The organism is Streptomyces sp. NPDC052101, assembly GCF_040680235.1.
Lineage (GTDB): Bacteria > Actinomycetota > Actinomycetes > Streptomycetales > Streptomycetaceae > Streptomyces.
The window spans coordinates 136,718-155,863 of record NZ_JBFAWH010000011.1; the positions used below are offsets into that span (position 1 = coordinate 136,718).

General features: G+C 70.1%; 13 protein-coding genes. 6 read left to right on the forward strand and 7 right to left on the reverse strand.

Features of this window, described 5'->3' with window-relative positions:
• The first annotated feature begins 114 nt into the window (after positions 1 to 114).
• Positions 115 to 2,184 (forward strand): carbohydrate-binding module family 20 domain-containing protein, encoded by a 2,070-nt coding sequence (locus AB0L75_RS20930; RefSeq protein ID WP_365182809.1) that lies wholly within the window; start codon positions 115 to 117, stop codon positions 2,182 to 2,184.
• Positions 2,185 to 2,238: 54 nt separating this feature from the next.
• On the opposite strand, the gene AB0L75_RS20935 is transcribed toward AB0L75_RS20930, so the two are convergent.
• From AB0L75_RS20935 to AB0L75_RS20960, 6 genes are all read right to left on the reverse strand, one after another.
• Positions 2,239 to 2,766 (reverse strand): hypothetical protein, encoded by a 528-nt coding sequence (locus AB0L75_RS20935; protein WP_365182811.1) that lies wholly within the window; start codon positions 2,764 to 2,766, stop codon positions 2,239 to 2,241.
• A gap of 82 nt (positions 2,767 to 2,848) precedes the next feature.
• Entirely contained in the window at positions 2,849 to 4,225 is a 1,377-nt protein-coding gene (locus AB0L75_RS20940; RefSeq protein ID WP_365182813.1) for an alpha-amylase family protein, read from the reverse strand.
• A gap of 134 nt (positions 4,226 to 4,359) precedes the next feature.
• Positions 4,360 to 6,030, reverse strand: a complete 1,671-nt coding sequence (locus tag AB0L75_RS20945) for a glycoside hydrolase family 13 protein (protein WP_365182815.1) — start codon at positions 6,028 to 6,030, stop codon at positions 4,360 to 4,362.
• A 169-nt stretch (positions 6,031 to 6,199) separates the two neighbouring features.
• Positions 6,200 to 7,105, reverse strand: coding sequence for an ABC transporter permease subunit (locus AB0L75_RS20950; RefSeq protein WP_365182817.1), 906 nt, complete (start codon positions 7,103 to 7,105; stop codon positions 6,200 to 6,202).
• A gap of 19 nt (positions 7,106 to 7,124) precedes the next feature.
• A complete protein-coding gene (locus tag AB0L75_RS20955; protein ID WP_365182819.1) occupies positions 7,125 to 8,129 on the reverse strand; it encodes a sugar ABC transporter permease in 1,005 nt (334 codons plus the stop codon).
• A 99-nt stretch (positions 8,130 to 8,228) separates the two neighbouring features.
• Positions 8,229 to 9,503: an extracellular solute-binding protein gene (locus AB0L75_RS20960; RefSeq protein WP_365182820.1), complete on the reverse strand. Its 1,275-nt coding sequence runs from the start codon at positions 9,501 to 9,503 to the stop codon at positions 8,229 to 8,231.
• Positions 9,504 to 9,884: 381 nt separating this feature from the next.
• Here AB0L75_RS20960 and AB0L75_RS20965 point away from each other — a divergent pair, with 381 nt between their 5' ends.
• Complete coding sequence (locus AB0L75_RS20965) at positions 9,885 to 10,919, forward strand: LacI family DNA-binding transcriptional regulator (RefSeq protein ID WP_365182821.1); 1,035 nt, start codon at positions 9,885 to 9,887, stop codon at positions 10,917 to 10,919.
• A gap of 68 nt (positions 10,920 to 10,987) precedes the next feature.
• The gene (locus tag AB0L75_RS20970; protein ID WP_365182823.1) at positions 10,988 to 11,875 is read left to right on the forward strand and encodes a phosphatase PAP2 family protein; all 888 of its coding nucleotides are present in this window, start codon (positions 10,988 to 10,990) and stop codon (positions 11,873 to 11,875) included.
• 55 nt (positions 11,876 to 11,930) lie between these two features.
• Here AB0L75_RS20970 and AB0L75_RS20975 read toward each other — a convergent pair whose 3' ends face one another.
• The gene (locus tag AB0L75_RS20975; RefSeq protein WP_365182825.1) at positions 11,931 to 14,945 is read right to left on the reverse strand and encodes a bifunctional [glutamine synthetase] adenylyltransferase/[glutamine synthetase]-adenylyl-L-tyrosine phosphorylase; all 3,015 of its coding nucleotides are present in this window, start codon (positions 14,943 to 14,945) and stop codon (positions 11,931 to 11,933) included.
• Positions 14,946 to 15,944: 999 nt separating this feature from the next.
• Between AB0L75_RS20975 and AB0L75_RS20980 the strand changes: the two genes are divergently transcribed.
• The 3 genes from AB0L75_RS20980 to AB0L75_RS20990 are packed head-to-tail and all read left to right on the forward strand — an operon-like array spanning position 15,945 to position 19,109.
• Positions 15,945 to 16,832 carry an alkaline phosphatase family protein gene (locus AB0L75_RS20980; protein WP_365182826.1) on the forward strand — a complete coding sequence of 296 codons (888 nt, stop codon included), beginning with the start codon at positions 15,945 to 15,947 and terminating at the stop codon, positions 16,830 to 16,832.
• A gap of 1 nt (position 16,833) precedes the next feature.
• Positions 16,834 to 18,093, forward strand: coding sequence for an MFS transporter (locus AB0L75_RS20985; RefSeq protein WP_365182828.1), 1,260 nt, complete (start codon positions 16,834 to 16,836; stop codon positions 18,091 to 18,093).
• Positions 18,090 to 19,109, forward strand: a complete 1,020-nt coding sequence (locus AB0L75_RS20990; RefSeq protein ID WP_365182830.1) for a TolB-like translocation protein — start codon at positions 18,090 to 18,092, stop codon at positions 19,107 to 19,109. Before AB0L75_RS20985 ends, AB0L75_RS20990 begins: the two co-directional genes overlap by 4 nt.
• Positions 19,110 to 19,146: the final 37 nt, after the last annotated feature.

Genomic DNA, 19,146 nt, shown 5'->3' on the forward strand with positions numbered 1-19,146 from the left:
AGCAAGAGTCTTGAAACTCATAGCAAGAAGTTTCAGCGTCAACCTTGACGCGCCCTTCCCAAGGGCCGCACGCTCACCGACGGTTGAACGCTGTCTTTTCTTTCGGAGCCGCACATGAGCAGACACCGCCCCCCGGGTGTCCTCGGCCGCACCGCCACCGCCGCGGCCGCAGGCGCCCTCGCACTGGCCGGAGCCATCGCGCTTCCGGCAACGCCCGCACAGGCGAAAACCACCGCCAAGGGCGACGTCATCGCCAACCTGTGGGAGTGGAACTGGGACTCCATCGCCACGGAGTGCACCGACGTGCTGGGCCCGGCCGGCTACGGCGCGGTCCAGGTGGCGCCGCCCGAGGAGTCCCTGAAACAGTCGTCGTACTACTGGTGGGACGTCTACCAGCCGTACTCCTACTCGCTGAACAGCCGCTTCGGCAGCCAGGCGAAGTTCAGCGCCATGATCACCGCCTGCCACAAGGCGGGCGTGAAGGTCTACACGGACGCGGTGATCAACCACACCGCCGCGCAGACCGGAACCGGTTACAACGGCACGACGATCACCAACAAGTACGCCACCCCGAACTGGTCCCGGTCGGACTACCACGACTCGTCCGACTGCCCCACCTCCGACCTCACCATCCAGGACTACTCCAACCTCACCCAGGTCCAGAACTGCGAGCTGCTGGGCCTGCCCGACCTCAAGACGGGGTCCGACACGGTCCGCACGGGCCTGGCGAACTACCTCAACTCCCAGCTGGCGCTCGGCGTGGACGGCTTCCGGGTCGACGCGGCCAAGCACATCCCCGAGGCCGACCTGGCGGCGATCGAGTCCAAGCTGACGAACACGGCGTCCGGGACGGCGCCGTACGTCTTCCAGGAGATCTACCCGGGTTCGACCCCGCAGCCGAGCGACTACTACGCCTCGGGTGACGTCCTGGACTTCACCTACGCGAGCAAGCTGAAGTCCGCGTTCCAGGGCAACGTCTCCGACCTCTCCTCGATCGAGAGCAGCGGCATCCTGCCGGCGGCGAACTCAGTGTCGTTCGTGACGAACCACGACACGGAACGCAACGGCCTGCACATGTCGTACAAGGACGGCGACACCTACAAGCTGGCCAACCTCTTCCAGCTCGCCTACAAGTGGTCGACGCCGACGGTGTACGCCAGCTGGGAGTGGACCCAGAGCGACCAGGCCCCGCCGAACTCCTCGGGCTTCGTCACGAACACGGACTGCACCGCCGGCGCCTGGTACTGCCTGGACCGCGACACCGCCGTCGTCGGCATGGTGGCCTGGCACAACGCGACCGACACGGCGGCCGTCTCCGACTGGCAGACCAAGTCGTCGTCCGTCATCGGCTTCGGCCGCAGCGGCAAGGGCTTCTTCGCGCTGAACAACGGCACGAGCAGCGCGACGTACACCTTCGCCACGGGCATGGCCGACGGGACGTACACGAACGTGATCGACGGCGGGAAGACGACCGTGACCGTCTCCGGCGGCAGCGCGTCGCTCGCGATCCCGGCGAAGGGCGCGGTCGCCTTCTACAACTCGTCCTACACCTGCACGGTGGGCTGCTCCGACGCGGGCGGCGGCTCCGGCGACACGGTGAACGCGACGTTCGACGAGTACGCGCCGACGACGTCCGGCACGAACGTGTACGTGGTCGGCTCCGTCCCGGCCCTGGGCGGCTGGGACACCTCGAAGGCGATCCAGCTGTCGTCCACCGGCTACCCGTTCTGGTCCGGCGAGGTGAGCGTGCCGGTGAACACGTCCTTCACCTACAAGTACATAAAGAAGGACAGCTCGGGCAATGTGACCTGGGAGTCCAACGCCAACAGATCGGCGACGACGACCACGTCCGCGCTGTCCCTGGACAACTCCTGGAACGTGGCGGACACCGACGCCACCGACGTCACCTTCCACGAGAACGCGACCACCGACTGGGGCACCAACGTCTACGTCGTCGGCTCGATCGCGTCCCTCGGCTCCTGGAACACGAGCGACGCGATCCCGCTGTCCTCGGCGTCGTACCCGGACTGGAGCAAGCTGGTCATCGTCCCCAAGAGCACGTCCTTCACGTACAAGTACGTCAAGAAGGACGGCTCCGGGAACGTGACCTGGGAGTCCGGGACGAACCGCTCGTACACGACGGGCAGTTCGTCCGGCTACACGACGAGCGACACCTGGAAGTAACCGGTTCACCGGTCCGCTCCCCCGCGGGGCGGACCGGCCTCGCCGCGATGGGGGTCAGCAAAAGGCCCGGGCGAACCCGGCGAGATTGCGCGGGCAAGCCCATGTCTCGGGCCGGATCTCCTCATCGGCCAGGGCCGCTTCATGGGCGGCGTCGCGCTCCGGGTGGGCCAGCATCTCCAGGACGTACCGAAAGCTGTCCAGCTCGGCATCGAGCGGCATGTCGTCACATGGATGCGCTTCATGTTCACAGGGAATCTGCCCAAGAGCACGTTCGACCGCGCCCATCGCCTCCAGAACGCGGGTCTCGGCCGCCGCGTCCGGATGGGCGTGGATCACGTAAGGGCCTATCAGGACCAGCCCGAGAGTCCACAGGGCGGTCTCCGGCCCGCCGGCCGCCACGCTCGCCTCGAGATTCCTTGCGCATTCCACCACCGCGCGCTGCGCATCACCGAGGTAGCAGCCCTGCCGGATCTCGTCCCACTCCTCGATCAGGCGGTCCCACTCGGCGGGGGTGGCGGGCGCCGGGACAGGGGGCAGCTCATCGTCGTCGTACCGGTCCTCGACCGGGTCTGCGTTGGCCATGATCAGAGGATGACATGAAGGTCTGACACCCCCGGCCCCTGCGCTGCCGGCAGGAACCGGGGCCCCGTGTCGTGTCAGAGCCTCAGCAGCTCGACTTCCCGGTGTAGATCGCCAGCGCCGTGTTGGTACCCAGGGTCGCCGTGAACTGGCCCGAGCCGTTGACGGTCACCGTCGTGTTGTTCTGCACATTGCAGTACGTGCCGGCCGCCAGCGAGGTCTGATACGTGCGGGTCAGTGCCGAGGACTCGTGGTTGATCGCCACGAACCCCTTGCTCCCCCGCCCGAACGCGATCGCGTTGTTGCCGTTGTCCCACCAGTCGGAGACCGCCTGGCCGCTTGTCGCGTTGCGGAAGGCGACCATGGACTTGATCTCCGGCCAGGCGTGCTGGCACTTCCAGCCGTCCTGCCAGCAGGCGTTGACCGTGCCGCCGTTGGGCGGCCCGGCGTCGGCGTCGGACCACTCGTAGCCGGAGTTGATGTCCGGGGCGCCGTAGGGGTAGGCGAGCATGAAGACGTTCGCCAGGGTGTAGTTCGCGCCGGCCTTGTAGTTCAGGGTGGAGCCGTTGCGTTCCGTGTCGTGGTTGTCCACGAAGACACCCGCCACCGAACTCTTCAGATAGCCCCAGCCCTCGCCGAAGTTGGTGAGGTAGGCCAGCTTCTCGTTGTTGAAGACGCGCTTGAGGTCGTAGGCGTAGCGGAACTCCTGGACGTCTCCGTTGCCGGTGTATTCGGAGGGCTGGACGGCCTCGTTCGCGCCGTAGATGACCTCCTGCTTCCAGTAGACGGAGGGGTTCGTCAGGCGGCTCTTGATGTTGGCCAGGTCGTCCGCGGGGATGTGCTTGGCCGCGTCGATACGGAAGCCGTCGACGCCCAGGGAGAGCAGGTCGTTCATGTAGCCCGCGATCGTCCTGCGGACGTGCTCCTCGCCGGTGTCCAGGTCGGCCAGGCCGACCAGTTCGCAGTGCTGGACGTTCCAGCGGTCCTGGTAGTTGGTGACCTGGGACGTGCAGTCGTCGAGGTCGGCGGAGGAGTACAGGCCCGGGTAGTCGTACTTCGTATACGACGAGCCGCCGGTGCCGGTGCCCGATCCGGCCGACATGTGGTTGATGACGGTGTCGACCACGACCTTCAGGCCCGCCGCGTGGCAGGTGTTCACCATGTTCTGGAACGAGGTGCGGTCGCCGAGGCGGCCCGCGATCTTGTACGACACCGGCTGGTACGAGGTCCACCACTGCGGGCCCTGTATGTGCTCGGCGGGCGGGGAGACCTGGACGTATCCATAGCCTGCTGGGCCGAGGGTGCTGGTGCACTCCTTGGCGACCGAGGCGTAGTTCCACTCGAAGAGGACGGCGGTGACGTCCTTGGTCCCGGGCGGGGAGGCCTGTGCGGTAGTTGGGTACATGCCAACCGTGGTGGCGGCCGCGAGAGCGAGCGCCGCGGGGAGGAATCTGCGTGCCATGTGGGGGTCCTTCGTCTTTGAAGGCGCTTGCTGCAATGTTCAGCAAACTTGCGGTGACGCAGATGTTAAATGGCCCGCTGTCCGAAAGACAGCGGGCCGTGGTGAAGTTGATGCAAGAATTTTCAGACGGGCCGTCAGGCCACGGTCGTCCACCACACGGTCGTGTCGGCCGGCACCTTCGCCCCGCCGTCCGCCTCGGTCACCTCACCGCTGGTGAGCAGGACCTGGCCGTAGGACGGGGTCGTCACGGACTCGCCGGTCGTGTTCGTCACGCAGACGAACTCGCCCCGCCGGAAGGCCAGGACGCCCTGCGGCGCCCGCAGCCACTCCACCGCGTCGCCCGCCCCCAGGTCGGGCCGCGTCCGGCGCGCGCTCAGCGCGGAGCGGTACAGCTCCAGCGTCGAGCCCGGTACGCCCGTCTGCGCCTCGACGCTCAGCTCGCCCCAGCTCTCCGGCTGCGGGAGCCAGCTGCCCCCGCCGCCGAAGCCGTACGACGAGCCGTCCCGGGTCCACGGGATCGGCACCCGGCAGCCGTCGCGGAAGCCGTCCTGGCCGGCGCCCCGGAAGTACGCGGGGTCCTGGCGCACCTCGTCGGGGAGGTCCACGACGTCCGGCAGGCCCAGTTCCTCGCCCTGGTAGATGTATGCCGAGCCCGGGAGGGCGAGCATCAGCAGAGTCGCCGCCCTGGCCCTGCGCAGGCCCAGTTCGCGGTCGCCCGCCGTGCGGATCTGGGTGCCCAGGCCCGGCGGGTTGGCGAAGCGGGTGGCGTGGCGCGTCACGTCGTGGTTGGAGAGGACCCAGGTGGCGGGGGCGCCGACCGGGCGCATCGCCTCCAGGGTGCGGTCGATGACCGTGCGCAGTTCCTCCGCGTCCCATTCCGCCGACAGGTACTGGAAGTTGAAGGCCTGGTGGAGTTCGTCCGGGCGGACGTAGTTGGCGGTGCGCTCGACGGTCGGGGTCCACGCTTCGGCGACGAAGATGCGCTCGCCCGCGTACTCGTCCAGGATCGTGCGCCACTGACGGTAGATCGCGTGCACGCCGTCCTGGTCGAAGAACGGCATGACATCGTTGCCCAGCAGTTTGAGCTGGTCGTGCGAGCCGAGGTCGGGCAGGCCGTCGGCCTTCACCAGGCCGTGGGCCACGTCGATACGGAAGCCGTCCACGCCCATGTCCAGCCAGAAGCGCAGGATCGAGCGGAACTCGTCGCCGACGGCCGGGTGTTCCCAGTTGAAGTCGGGCTGCTCGGGCGCGAAGAGGTGGAGGTACCACTCGCCGTCCTCGACCCTCGTCCATGCCGGGCCGCCGAAGATGGACTCCCAGTCGTTCGGGGGGAGTTCGCCGTTCTCGCCCTTCCCCGGGCGGAAGTGGTAGCGGTCCCGCAGCGGCGAGCCGGGGCCCTCGGCGAGGGCGCGCTTGAACCACTCGTGCTGGTCGGAGGAGTGGTTGGGCACCAGGTCCACGATGATGCGCAGGCCGTGGTCGTGGGCGTCGCGGATCAGCGCGTCGGCGTCCAGCAGATTGCCGAACATCGGGTCGACGGCGCGGTAGTCGGCGACGTCATAGCCGGCGTCGGCCTGCGGGGAGGCGTAGAAGGGGCTGAGCCACACGGCGTCGATACCGAGGTCACGCAGATACGGCAGGCGGGAGCGCACGCCTTCCAGGTCGCCCATGCCGTCGCCGTTGCTGTCGGCGAAGCTGCGCGGATAGACCTGGTAGATGACCGCGTCCCGCCACCAGTCGCGGCGGTCGGCTACGGCGGCGGAGGCGAAGTGGGGGGCCGGTGCGGCAGGGTGCTGCTGGCTCATGGCGTCCTTGGAGGGTAACGGGTTTCGGGTCATGGGCGCGTGGGTGCGGTGGCGGATGCCGGGGGCCGGGGGTGTACGAGGCGGCCGCGGTCACAGCGGGGTCGGATGGAGACCGCGGCCGCCTACCCGCGCATCGCTGTGCGCGGGAACTCTGGTGCGCAGCGGGCGTTCAGCCCTTCGTGCCGCCCGCGGTCAGGCCGGTGACGAGGTTCTTCTGCACGAGGTAGAAGAACACCGAGACCGGTATCGCGATCAGCACGGCGGTGGCGGCCATGTAGTTCCACTGGGCGTCGTGCTCGCTGACGAAGGTCTGCAGGCCGACGGCGAAGGTGTACTTGGAGTCGTCGAGCATGAAGGTGGTCGCGAAGGCGACCTCGCCCACGGCGGTGATGAAGTTGTAGAAGGCGGCTACCGCGAGACCGGGCCGGGCCAGCGGCAGGATCAGCCGGAAGAAGGTGCCGAAGGGCGTGAGCCCGTCCACGCGTCCGGCCTCGTCTATCTCGAAGGGGATGGTGTCGAAGTACCCCTTGAGCAGCCAGGCGCTGTACGGCACGGCCGTGGTGCAGTTGATGATGATCAGCGACCAGTAGGTGTCGATGAGGCCGAGTTCGCTGAAGATCTCGTACATCGGCACGATCAGGATGGCGATCGGGAAGGCCTGGGTGAGCAGGAGCACCCACATCAGCTGCTTGTAGCCGGGAAAGCGCATGCGCGAGACGGCGTAGCCGGTGGTGGCCGCGACGAACACGCCGATGAAGGTGGTGCCGAGGGCCACGATCATCGTCGACTTGAACCAGTCGAAGAAGGCGGTGTGCTGCAGCACGAAGCTGTAGTTGGAGAAGGTGAGCTTGCCCAGGATCTTGCCCGGGTGCAGGTAGTCGTCCTTGTCCGGGCCGAGGGAGAGGTAGATCAGCCAGGCCACCGGGGCCAGTGCGATCAGGCTCGCGAGGGCGAGGCCGCCGTGCAGCAGGGCGGCGCCGAGCGGGCCGCGTTCGCCGCGCCGGCGGGTGCGGCGCGCGGGCTCGGCGGCGGGGGCGGGCCCGGCCTCGGTCTTCTCAAGGGTCTGGGTGCTCATGGCGGCGGCTCCTGCGGCGTCAGACGGCGAGCTGGTCATTGCGCTTCAGCCAGCGGAAGTAGAAGGAGGTGAAGACGGTCAGGACCGACAGCAGCAGGACGCCGTACGCGGCGGACTGGGCGAAGTCGCGCGGCTGCTGTCCGAAGCCCAGGTAGTAGGCCCAGGTGACGAGGATCTGGGCGTCGGGCGCACCGGTGGGGCCGAACAGCAGGAAGATGATGGCGAACTGGTTGAAGGTCCAGATGATGCCGAGCAGTACGACGGTGGAGCTGACCGAGCGCAGGCCGGGCAGGGTGACGTGCCGGAACTGCTGCCAGGCGCTGGCGCCGTCCATCTCCGCGGCCTCGTAGAGCGTGGAGTCGATGGACTGCAGGCCGCCGAGCAGGGAGAGCATCATGAACGGCACACCGCACCAGGTGTTGACCATGATCGCGGCGAACCGCTGCCAGAAGGTGTCCTCCAGCCACTGGGGCTGGGGCAGGTGGAGCGAGCCGAGGAACTGGTTGAGCGCGCCGGAGTCGGCGAGCATGATCCGCCAGGAGAAGACGGTGACGAAGGTCGGCACGGCCCAGGGCAGGACCAGCAGCAGGCGGTAGAAGGTGCGGCCGCGCACCTTCTGGTTGAGCATGAGCGCGAGGCCCAGGCCGATGGTGTAGTGCAGGGCCACGCAGGCGGCCGTCCAGAAGACGGTCCACAGGAAGTGCGACCAGAAGCGGTCGTAGGACAGCGGGCCGAACAGGATGTCCTTGTAGTTGTCGATCCCGATGAACTTGTAGGTGGCGGCGATGTGGTTGACGCCGATGGTGCGCGCCGAGTTCAGGCTGTTGGCGTCGGTGAGGGTCAGATAGAGGCCGCGCAGCAGCGGATAGCCCACGATGACGCCGAGCACGATGACGACCGGCGCGATCATCGCGTAGGCGTACCAGTGCTTCTGGAATCCGTTTTTGATGCGCTGGCCCAGGCCGGGCCGCGGCGCGCGGTCACCGCGGCGGTTGCCGGTGGCGCGGTCGATGGCGACTGTCATGTTCGACACCTTCGGGAGATCAGGGGGCGGGCCTGGGCACAGGCCGGTGGCCGTCGGATCCCTCCCCTCCTCGCAAGGGGATCCGACGGCCACGCGGGCTCACTTGCTGAAGTCGGGCACCAGCTTGGCGACGGCCACCTCGGCGTTGCTCAGACCCTTGTCGAGGGACTCCTTGCCGCCGGCGACCTTGGGCAGCTCGATGTCCAGCGGACCCCACAGGGAGCTGTACTCGGGCAGTTCCGGGCGGGGCTGGGCGGCGGACAGGACGCCCTGGTAGCCGGCGATGCCGGGGTCGGCCTTGACCTTGTCGGTGTAGGCGTCGGAGCGGGTCGGCAGGGTGGAGTTCTTCAGCGCGATGGTCTCCTGCGAGGCCTGCGAGGTCATGAACTTCACGAACTTCAGGGCCGCTGCCTGGTGGGCCTTGTCGGAGCCGGCGTAGACGGAGAGGTTGTGACCGCCGGTCGGGGCGCCCGCCTTGCCGGTGGAGCCGGCCGGGACGGTGGCGATGCCGAGGTTGGACTTGTCCTTGAAGGCGCTGCCCTTGTAGAAGTTCGTGATCTCCCAGGGGCCCTGGACGATCGCGGCGACCTTGCCGTTGACGAACGCGTCCTGGATGTGGGCGTAGGCGTCGGCGGTGGTGTCGGCCTTGTGCAGGCCCTTGCCGGAGAAGGTGCTCAGCCAGGTGCCGTAGGCCTTCTTGGCGGCGGGCGAGTCGACGGTGATCTTCTTGGCGGCGGCGTCGACGGTGTCGGTGCCCTCGCCGTAGAGGAAGGTCTGGGCGTAGTAGGCCTGGGTGGAGCCCCAGTAGCCGTCGGCGCCGGTCTTGTCCTTGACCTTGGCGGCATCCGACTTCAGCTCGTCCCAGGTCTTGGGGGCGTCGGTGATGCCGGCCTGCTTGAACAGGGCCTTGTTGTAGACGAGGGCGAGGGTGTCGGTGACCAGCGGGACGCCGTAGGTCTTGCCCTGGTACTGGGCCTGCTTGATCAGGCTGGGCTGGAACTTCGCCTGGTCGGCGAGGGCCTCCGTGCCGTCCAGCGGCAGGAAGTAGCCCTTCTTCGCGAAGGCCGGGGTCCAGCCGACCTCGGAGCGCAGCAGGTCCGGGGCGCCGGTGGCGCCGGCCGCGGTGTCGAACTTGTTCTGCGCCTGGTCGAAGGGGACGTTGACGTACCTGACCTTGATGTTCTTGTTGGCGGCCTCGAACTGCTTGATCAGGGCCTGGTACGTCGGTGCCTCATTGGTGGCGTTGGAGGTGTCCCACCAGGTGATGGTCACCGGGCCGTCCGACTTGCCGCTGTCGCTGCTCCCGCCGCCGCAGGCCGTCGCCGCCAGGGCGAGGGACGCCACCAGCGCGGAGGCCGCTATGCCACGCCGCATGAGTTCTCCTTGAGGGTTGAGCCCGTGTGGTGCGGGGGCGGTCCCGTCCGCCGTCCCCACTGTCGTGCCGACTGCGCCGTTGCGGCGGCCGGGCGACTGGGAACGTAACAGCGATGTAAGCGTTGCGAAAGACCTTGCAGAAAAAAAGTGCAAGGGAACACGATGGTTACCCGCCCGTGACCGGCGCTCGACCCCCGCGCAACCGCGCATTGGGGCCTGTGGGGCGGTTTCGGCGGCACTTGTGCAAGACTCTGCAAGCTCTTGCCACCATGACTTCGAGGGAGCGCGATGAGGCAGCAACCGACGCCGGGCCGTCCGGCGGGCCGGGCCCGGCGTCCGGCCGGTGTGCAAGGCGACATACGACCGGTACAGTCCAGTGCCGTGACCACACGGCTTGCCGACATCGCTGCGCAGGCGGGGGTGAGCGAAGCGACCGTCAGCCGGGTCCTCAACGGGAAGCCGGGCGTCGCCGCCACCACCCGCCAGTCCGTGCTCGCCGCGCTGGACGTCCTCGGCTATGAACGCCCGGTGCGGCTGCGGCAGCGCAGCGAGGGGCTCGTCGGCCTGATCACTCCGGAGCTGGAGAACCCGATATTCCCGGCTCTGGCCCAGGTCATCGGCCAGGCGCTGACCCGCCAGGGCTATACGCCGGTGCTGGCCACGCAGACCCCGGGCGGGTCGACCGAGGACGAGCTGACCGAGATGCTCGTGGACCGCGGGGTCGCCGGGATCATCTATGTCTCCGGGCTGCACGCGGACACCACCGCCGATATGCAGCGCTATGAGCGGCTGAGGGCGCGGGGCGTGCCGTTCGTGCTGGTGGACGGGTTCTCACCGAAGGTGCAGGCGCCGTTCATCTCGCCCGACGACCGGGCCGCGATGACGCTGGCGGTGACCCATCTGGTGTCGCTCGGGCACACCCGGATCGGGCTGGCGCTCGGGCCGAAGCGGTTCGTGCCGGTGCAGCGCAAGATCGAGGGCTTCGTACGGGCCGTGCAGGACCAGTTGGGGCTCGCCGCCGAGGTGGTCGAGACGGAGCTGGTCCAGCACTCGCTGTACACCCTTGAGGGTGGTCAGGCGGCCGCGACGGCGCTGATCGAGCGGAACTGCACGGCCGTGGTGTGCGCCAGCGACATGATGGCGCTCGGCGCGATACGGGCGGCCCGGCAGCGGGGCCTGGAGGTGCCCCGGGACGTGTCGGTGGTCGGCTTCGACGACTCCCCGCTGATCGCGTTCACCGACCCGCCGCTGACCACCGTGCGGAAACCGGTTCCGGCGATGGGGCAGGCCGCGGTGCGCACGTTGCTGGAGGAGATCGGCGGGACGCCCGCGCCGCACAGTGAGTTCGTGTTCATGCCGGAGCTGGTGGTGCGTGGTTCGACCGCTTCGGCACCGAATGTCCTCCGCGCGTCGTAGAAGGTGCGTCGCGGACCCGACCTTGGGATGATCTGGCGAGGAAGCCTTTTCTGGCAGACTTGATGCCTATGAGTGACTGGGCCGTGACAGAGCCGGAAGGTCGCGAGGAGGTGGCCGTTCCGCAGGCCGTCACGGGTGAGGTCGGTCGGGGTCCGCGGGGCGTGCTGGGCCGGCTGCGGCGGCCGCGCCGGCCTCGGCTGTGGTTCGAGGTCCTTCTGATTGCGGTGAGTTACTGGACGTACTCACTGATCCGCAACGCCGTGCCGGAACAGAAGGGCAAGGCGCTGCGCGACGCCGACTGGATCTGGCGCGCCGAGCACCATCTGGGCATCGCCTTCGAGCAGTCTGTCAACCACGCCCTGAACTCGGTTTCTTGGCTGATCGTCGGCATGAACTACTACTACGCCACACTGCACTTCGTCATCACGCTCGGCGTGCTGGTGTGGCTGTACCGGTGGCATCCGGGCCGGTACGCGGCGACCCGGCTGGCGCTGTTCGCGACCACGGGTGTGGCCCTGGTCGGTTACTATCTGTTTCCACTCGCCCCGCCACGGTTGATGCGCGGCGGGCATTTCGTGGACACCGTGATGGTGCACCACACCTGGGGCTCGATGGCCTCCGGCGATCTGAAGCACATGTCGAACCAGTACGCGGCGATGCCGTCGATGCACATCGGCTGGTCGCTGTGGTGCGGGCTGACGATCTTCGCGCTGGCGTCCGTACCGTGGGTGCGGGTGCTGGGCCTGCTCTACCCGGCGACCACCCTGCTGGTCATCGTCGCCACCGCCAACCATTTCTGGCTGGACGCGGTGGGCGGTGTGCTGTGTCTGACGTTCGGTTTCAGCGTGGCGCGAGTGTGGTATCGCGCGCTGCCGTACGCGTTGCCGCGGGTGGCGCCGGGGTGGGCGCGGAAGCGGGAGCCCGAGCCGCAGCCGGCCGGGGCGTCTGCGCCGTAGCCCTGCCGCAGGGGCGTCGTGTGGTGTCGGGGCGGTGGCCGCCGGTGGTCGCGCGTCACGTCGCGTCGCCGTAGAACAGTTCCTCCACCACCGTGCGTGCCCTGCGGGTGGTGCGGCGGTACGCGTCCAGCATGTCGCCCGCGTGCCCGGCGCCGTAGCCCAGGTAGCGGCCCACGGCGGCCAGCTCTCGGGGCTCGGTGGGGAAGGTGTCCCCGGCCCGGCCGCGCACCAGCATCACCGCGTTGCGCACCCGGGTGGCCAGCACCCAGGCCTCGTCCAGGATCTCCGCCTCCTCGGCGGACAGCAGCCCGGCCTCGCGGGCGGCGGCCAGCGCCTCGCGGGTGCGGGTGGTGCGCAGCCCGGGGTGGTCCCAGCCGTGCCGCAGCTGGAACAGCTGGACCGTCCACTCGACGTCGGACAGGCCGCCCGGGCCGAGCTTGGTGTGCAGCCTGGGATCGGCGCCCCGCGGGAGCCGCTCGGACTCCATCCGGGCCTTCAGCCGGCGGATCTCGCGTACGGCGTCCTCGCCGAGGCCGTGGGCCGGGTAGCGGAGGGGGTCGATGAGGGCCGTGAAGCGCCGGCCGAGGTCCTCGTCCCCGGCCACGTGTTCCGCCCGCAGCAGCGCCTGGGACTCCCAGACCAGGGACCAGCGGCGGTAGTACGCCTCGTACGCCTTCAGGGTGCGCACCAGCGGTCCCGACTTGCCCTCCGGGCGCAGATCGGCGTCGATGAGCAGCGGCGGGTCGGCGCTGGGCAGCTGGAGCAGGCGGCGCATCTCGGCGACGACCTTGTTCGCCGCGGCGGCCGCCTCGTGCTCGTCCACGCCGTCCTGCGGTTCGTGCACGAAGACGACGTCCGCGTCGGAGCCGTAGCCCAGCTCGTGGCCGCCGAACCGGCCCATCCCTATGATCGCGAAGCGGGTGGGGAGCGTGTCGCCCCAGCCGTCCCGGACCACCGCGCGCAGGGTGCCGGCGAGGGTGGCGGCGGTGAGGTCGGAGACCGCCGCGCCGACCCGGTCCACCAGGGCGCCCTGGTCGGCCTCGGCGGGGCTGGTCTCGGTGCCGTAGGAGCCGACGATGTCGGCGGCGGCGGTGCGGAACAGCTCGCGGCGGCGCACGCCGCGGGCCGCGGTGACGCCCTGCTCGGCGTTCTCCGCGCGGCCCACGGCGGCCAGGATCTCCTGCTCCAGGGGGGTGCGCTCGCGGAGCGTGAGGCCGGCTCCGCGCATGCCCGTGCCGTCTCCGTCGCCCAGCAGGGCCACCGCTTCGGGGGCCCGCAGGAGCAGGTCGGGGGCGAGGCGGCCGGCGGACAGGACGCGGGCCAGGTTCTCCGCCGCCGCGCCCTCGTCGCGCAGGAGGCGCAGGTACCAGGGTGTCTTGCCCAGCGCGTCCGAGACCTTGCGGAAGTTCAGCAGGCCCGCGTCCGGATCCGCCGAGTCGGCGAACCAGCCGAGGAGGACGGGCAGCAGGGTGCGCTGGATGGCCGCCTTGCGGGTCACGCCGGAGGCCAGGGCCTCCAGATGGCGCAGGGCCGCCGCCGGGTCGGCGTAGCCGAGCGCGACGAGGCGTTCGCGGGCCGCTTCGGGGCTCAGGCGGGTCTCGCCCGGGGCGAGTTGGGCGACCGCGTCGAGGAGCGGGCGGTAGAAGAGCTTCTCGTGCAGGCGTCGTACGACGCCGGTGTGCCGTTTCCATTCGCGGATCAGCTCGGCCGCCGGGTCGGTGCGCAGGCCCAGGGAGCGGCCGAGGCGCCGCTGGTCCTCCTCGGCCACGGGGACGAGGTGGGTGCGGCGCAGGCGGTACAGCTGGATACGGTGCTCCATGGAGCGCAGGAAGCGGTACGCCTCGTCGAGGCGGGCGGCGTCCTCGCGGCCCACGTAGCCGCCGGCGGCCAGGGCCTGGAGGGCGTCCAGGGTGGTGCCGCTGCGCAGGGCGGGGTCGGTGCGGCCGTGCACCAACTGCAGGAGCTGGACGGCGAATTCGACGTCGCGCAGGCCGCCCGGGCCGAGCTTGAGTTCTCTTTCGATCTCGGACGCGGGGATGTTCTCGACGACGCGCCGGCGCATTTTCTGCACGTCCGCCACGAAGTTCTCGCGCTCGGCCGCCTTCCAGACCAGGGGTTCGAGCGCGTCGATGTACGCCCGGCCGAGTTCTGCGTCGCCGGCCACCGGGCGGGCCTTGAGCTGGGCCTGGAACTCCCAGGTCTTCGCCCAGCGTTGGTAGTAGGCGAGGTGGGAGGAGAGGGTGCGGACGAGGGGGCCGTTGCGGCCCTCGGGGCGGAGGTTGGCGTCCACCGGCCAGATGGAGCCCTCGACGGTGGTCTCCGAGCAGATCCGCATCAGATGCGAGGCGAGGCGGGTGGCGGAGGTGAGGGCCTTGGCCTCGGTGGTGCCTTCGGCTGCCTCCGCTACGAAGATCACGTCCACGTCGGAGACGTAGTTCAGTTCGTGGCCGCCGCACTTGCCCATCGCGATCACCGCGAGACGGCAGGCGGCCGCGTCCTCGGGGGCGTGCGTCTTCGCTATGGCCAGGGCCGCGCGCAGGGTGGCGGTGGCGAGGTCGGCGAGTTCCGCGGCCGTCTCGGCGACGTCCGTGGTGCCGCAGACGTCGCGGGCGGCGATGGAGAGGAGGCAGCGGCGGTAGGCGACGCGCAGGGAGACGGGGTCGGTGGCGTCGGCCAGGCCGCGCTCGAACTCCGTGACGCCCGGGTGCAGGTCCTGGGGCTCGTAGGTGACCAGGGCCTGCCAGTCGGCCGGGTGGCGGGCCAGGTGGTCGGTGAGGGCGGCGGAGGCGCCGAGGACGCCGAGGAGGCGGTCGCGGAGGGGTTTGGCCGCGATGAGGGTGTCCAGCAGTTCACGGTGGGCCGTGGGGCCGTCCTGGGCCTCCACGAGGCGGACCAGGCCGTGCAGGGCCAGGTCCGGGTCGGCGGTGGCGCCGAGGGCTTCCAGGAGGAACGGGTCGTCGCGGACGGGGGCGAGTTCCGGGCCGTCGAGGAGGCGCTCGGCGGCGGAGGGGTCCGTGAAGCCGTGTCGGAGCAGGCGGGTGAACGTGCTGCTTCTGCGCCCCGGCGTCATCTCCGTGGCCTCCCTCGGGTGCGATCGTCCTGGCCAGAGCCTAACCGGCGACGGGGGCGGGGGCTTCGTGCGTGTGCCTGCGGCGCTTGGGCGGTTCGGGGCGGGTGCCTGCGGCGCCTCGGCGGTTCGGGGCGTGGGGGTGGCGGCGCGTGTGCCTGCGGCGCCTCGGAGGTTCGGTGCGGGTGCCTGCGGCGCATGGGCGGTGCGGGGCGTGGGGGTGCGGCGCGGGTGCCTGCGGCGCGTGTGCCTGCGGCGCATGGGCGGCTCGGTGCGGGGCGTGGAGGTGCGGCGCGGGTGCCTGCAGCGCGGGTGCCTGCGGCGCATGGGCGGCTCGGTGCGGGTGCCTGCGGCGCCTCGGCGATTCGGTCGTGGCGTGGGGGTGCGGCGCGTGTGCCTGCGGCGCCTCGGCGGTTCGATGCGTGCGCCTGCGGCGCCTGGGCGATTCGGTCGGGGCGTGGGGGTGCGGCGCGTGTGCCTGCGGCGCCTCGGCGGTTCGATGCGTGCGCCTGCGGCGCCTCGGCGGTTCGGTCGGGGCGTGGGGGTGCGGCGCGGGTGCCTGCGGCGCGTGGGCGGTTCGGTGCGGGTGACTGCGGCGCCTGGGCGGTTCGGTGCGGGGTGCCCTCTTCGGGTGCGGGGTGCCCTTCGGGTGCGGCGCGGGTGCCTGCGGCGGCCTGTGGTGGTGCGTCTTGGCTTGGGTGCGCCTGTGGTGGTTTTTGAGTCGGTGCCGCGGCGGGTGGTGGCCGTCCTCGGTCCGGCGGGCTGTTTCTGGCCAGGTTTCGGTGTTTTCGCCGGCCTCTGCGGGCGGACACCACCCGCCACGTCCCCTTCCCGCCGTGGGCGGCCCTCCCGACGTGCGTGGCTGCGGCAGGCGGTCCGTGTGGGCAGTAGTTCATCCGCTCTTCACCGTCTGGGTTGGGTGCCGTGGGGTGCGGGCATGTTGGCGTGTGCATGCTCTGTCCGCACCGCCAGCCCCGTCCCACCCCCACACCGGAGGTTGATGTGTCCGGCAGTTCCGTGTACCGCCGTACCCGTACCGTCGTGGCGTCCGCAACGGCCCTCGCCGCGGCCGCGGTCGGGCTGTGGACCGGGATCGGCACCGGGTCCGCGCACGCCGCGGGCGCCGTTCCGAGCCCGGATCACGTGGTCGTCGTGGTCTTCGAGAACCACGCCTACAGCCAGGTCATCGGCTCCTCCAAGGCGCCGTACATCAACTCGCTGAAGTCGGGAGGTGCCAACCTGACCCAGTCGTACGCCGAGACCCACCCGAGCCAGCCCAACTACTTCGCCCTGTTCTCCGGTTCGACGCAGGGCATCACGGACGACAGCTGCTACACGCCCGGCTTCTCGTCGGCGCCCAATCTCGCGTCCGAGATGATCGACGCCGGGCGCAGCTGGGCCAGCTACAACGAGACCCTGCCCAGCCAGGGCGCGACCGACTGCAGCAGCGGGGACTACGCGCGCAAGCACAACCCGTGGTTCGGGTTCAGCAATGTGCCGACGGACAGCGCGATGACGTTCGACCAGTTCCCGACGGACTACTCGACGCTGCCCCAGCTGTCGTTCGTCACCCCGGACCTGTGCAGCGACATGCACGACTGCTCGGTGTCCACCGGCGACACCTGGCTGAAGGACAACCTGGGCGCCTACGCGAGCTGGGCCAAGACCCACAACAGCCTGCTCGTCGTCACGTTCGACGAGGACAACCGGCTGAGCGGCAACCGGATTCCGACCGTGCTCTACGGGCAGCCCGTGACCCCCGGGTCGTCCAGCTCCACGACGTACGACCACTACGACCTGCTGCGCACCCTGGAGGACAGCCAGGGGCTGTCGTCGCACGCGGGCAACGCGGACTCCGCCCAGGACATCAGCGGTATCTGGGCGTCCTGACGTGTACGTAGCGGACAGCCGCGCGAGTACGCCGGCGTCCGCGGACGGTGCCGTCCGGCCAGTGGCCGGGCGGCGCCGTGCCGCGATCGCCCCTACCGTGCTCGCGCTCGGAACCGTCAGCCTGGTGACGGACGTGTCGTCCGAGATGGTCACCGCCGTTCTGCCGTTGTACCTGGTCACCGGGCTCGGGCTGTCTCCCTTGGGGTTCGGGCTGCTCGACGGCGTCTACAACGGTTTCTCGGCCCTTGTGCGGCTGGTCGGCGGGCATCTCGCGGATCGGGGCGGTGGGCGGCACAAGTGGGTCGCCGGGGTCGGGTACGGCATATCCGCCGTGTGCAAGCCGTTGCTGCTCGTCGCGCATTCGCTGACGCCGATCGGGCTGGTTCTCGCCGCCGACCGCACGGGGAAGGGGCTGCGGACCGCTCCGCGCGATGCCCTCATCTCGTTGTCGAGCACGGCCGAGTCCCGGGGGCGTGCCTTCGGGGTGCACCGGGCCATGGACACCGCTGGGGCGCTGCTCGGGCCGCTGGTCGCCTTTCTGATCCTGCGGGCGACGGTGGACGGGTATGACGCGGTGTTCACCGTCAGCTTCTGCGTCGCGGTGCTCGGGGTGCTGGTGCTGGTGCTCTTCGTGCCGGGCGGGCGGGGTGGCGCGGTCGCGGCCGAGCGGCCCACTCTGCGGGGTGCGGTGGGGCTGTTGCGGCGGCGGGGGCTGCGGCGGATCGCCGTGTGCGCGCTGTTGTTGGGGCTTGCCACGGTGAGTGACTCGTTCGTCTATCTGCTGCTTCAGCGTCGGCTGGGCGTGCCGGACCGGTGGTTCGCCCTGCTGCCGCTCGGTACGGCCGCCTCGTTCCTGCTGCTCGCGGTGCCGCTCGGGCGGCTCGCGGACCGGGTGGGCAGGTGGGCCGTGTTCGTGGGCGGGCACGGTGGTCTGCTGATCGCGTACGCGTTGCTGCTCACGGCGTGGCGCGGATCGGCGCTGCCGTATGTCGTCCTCGCCTTGCACGGCGCCTTCTACGCGGCCACCGACGGGGTGCTGATGGCGGCGGCCTCGGACGGGGTGCCGGAGGAGTTGCGCTCGTCGGGGCTGGCCCTCGTGCAGACCGGGCAGGCGATGGCCCGGTTCGCCTGCTCACTGCTGTTCGGCGCGGCCTGGACGGTGTGGGGCGACCGGGCGGCGCTGGCGGGGGCGGCCGTGGCGCTGGCCGCGTGCGCCCTGTTCTCCCTCACCCTGCGCCCGAAGGGAACGGTGCCCGCATGACCGTACGCAGCCGCATCCTGATCCTGGTCTCGGCCGTCGCCGTGCTGGCGGCGGTCGGGGTCGCCTCCGTGCTGCACGCCTCGGCCCGGGCCGACCGGCGCAACCACACCCAGGCGGGCGGTCCGCGGGTCACGCCGGGCGCGGTGACGCTGACCGGGCGGGGGTCGATGCTCTTCCGGAACATGGCGTGGGGACCGCATCGGGACGAGGTCGTCAGCGTCCCGGCGGGCGATCCGGCGGGGGCGCGTACCTCGTCGGGCGTCAAGTGCCTGCGGTTCTACGCCGCTTCGGGGACGGGTGTGTGTCTGCAAGCGGTGCATGGGGCGGTTTCGGACACGTATCGGGCGCTGGTCCTGGATGATCGGCTGCGGACTATGCACACGTACGACGTGCCGGGGATTCCGTCGCGTGCCCGGGTCTCCCCCACCGGGCACTTCGCCGCGTGGACGGCGTTCGTGGGCGGTGACAGCTACGCCGGTACGAACTTCTCGACGCGCGCGGCGATCGTGGACACCAGGAGCGGTGAGCTGATCCCGTCGCTGGAGGACTTCCGGATCCTCAAGGGCGGGCATCCGTACCGGGCGCCGGACGTCAACTTCTGGGGCGTGACGTTCGCCCGCGACGACCGCACCTTCTACGCGACGCTCGCGACCGGGGGCGGCACCTATCTGGTGCGGGGCGATCTGCGCGCCCGTACGGTCACCACCCTGCACACGAACGTCGAGTGCCCGTCCCTCTCGCCCGACGGCACGCGCATCGCCTACAAGAAGCGGGTCAAGGGCCTGCCGAAGGACGCCCCTTGGCACCTGTACGTCCTCGATCTGCGCACCATGCGCGAGACCCCGCTGGCCGAGCGGAGGAGCGTGGACGACCAGGCGGTGTGGCGGGACGACCGTACGGTCGTGTACGCGCTGCCGGGTGACTACGGAGCCGATCTGTACCAGGTGCCGGCGGACGGCTCGGGGGCGCCTCGGCAGATCAGCAAGGCCGCCGTGTCACCGGCGTACGTCGGATAGCCACACCGCCGTCAGCGGCGTGACCTGCGCCGATCCG

Bases quoted from the DNA above. Each gene is read 5' to 3' on its own strand.
- AB0L75_RS20975 (WP_365182825.1), bottom strand. From the start codon at position 14,945: ATGACGCCGGGGCGCAGAAGCAGCACGTTCACCCGCCTGCTCCGACAC.
- AB0L75_RS20935 (WP_365182811.1), bottom strand. From the start codon at position 2,766: ATGGCCAACGCAGACCCGGTCGAGGACCGGTACGACGACGATGAGCTG.
- AB0L75_RS20955 (WP_365182819.1), bottom strand. From the start codon at position 8,129: ATGACAGTCGCCATCGACCGCGCCACCGGCAACCGCCGCGGTGACCGC.
- AB0L75_RS20960 (WP_365182820.1), bottom strand. From the start codon at position 9,503: ATGCGGCGTGGCATAGCGGCCTCCGCGCTGGTGGCGTCCCTCGCCCTG.
- AB0L75_RS20970 (WP_365182823.1), top strand. From the start codon at position 10,988: ATGAGTGACTGGGCCGTGACAGAGCCGGAAGGTCGCGAGGAGGTGGCC.
- AB0L75_RS20945 (WP_365182815.1), bottom strand. From the start codon at position 6,030: ATGAGCCAGCAGCACCCTGCCGCACCGGCCCCCCACTTCGCCTCCGCC.
- AB0L75_RS20940 (WP_365182813.1), bottom strand. From the start codon at position 4,225: ATGGCACGCAGATTCCTCCCCGCGGCGCTCGCTCTCGCGGCCGCCACC.
- AB0L75_RS20930 (WP_365182809.1), top strand. From the start codon at position 115: ATGAGCAGACACCGCCCCCCGGGTGTCCTCGGCCGCACCGCCACCGCC.
- AB0L75_RS20950 (WP_365182817.1), bottom strand. From the start codon at position 7,105: ATGAGCACCCAGACCCTTGAGAAGACCGAGGCCGGGCCCGCCCCCGCC.
- AB0L75_RS20990 (WP_365182830.1), top strand. From the start codon at position 18,090: ATGACCGTACGCAGCCGCATCCTGATCCTGGTCTCGGCCGTCGCCGTG.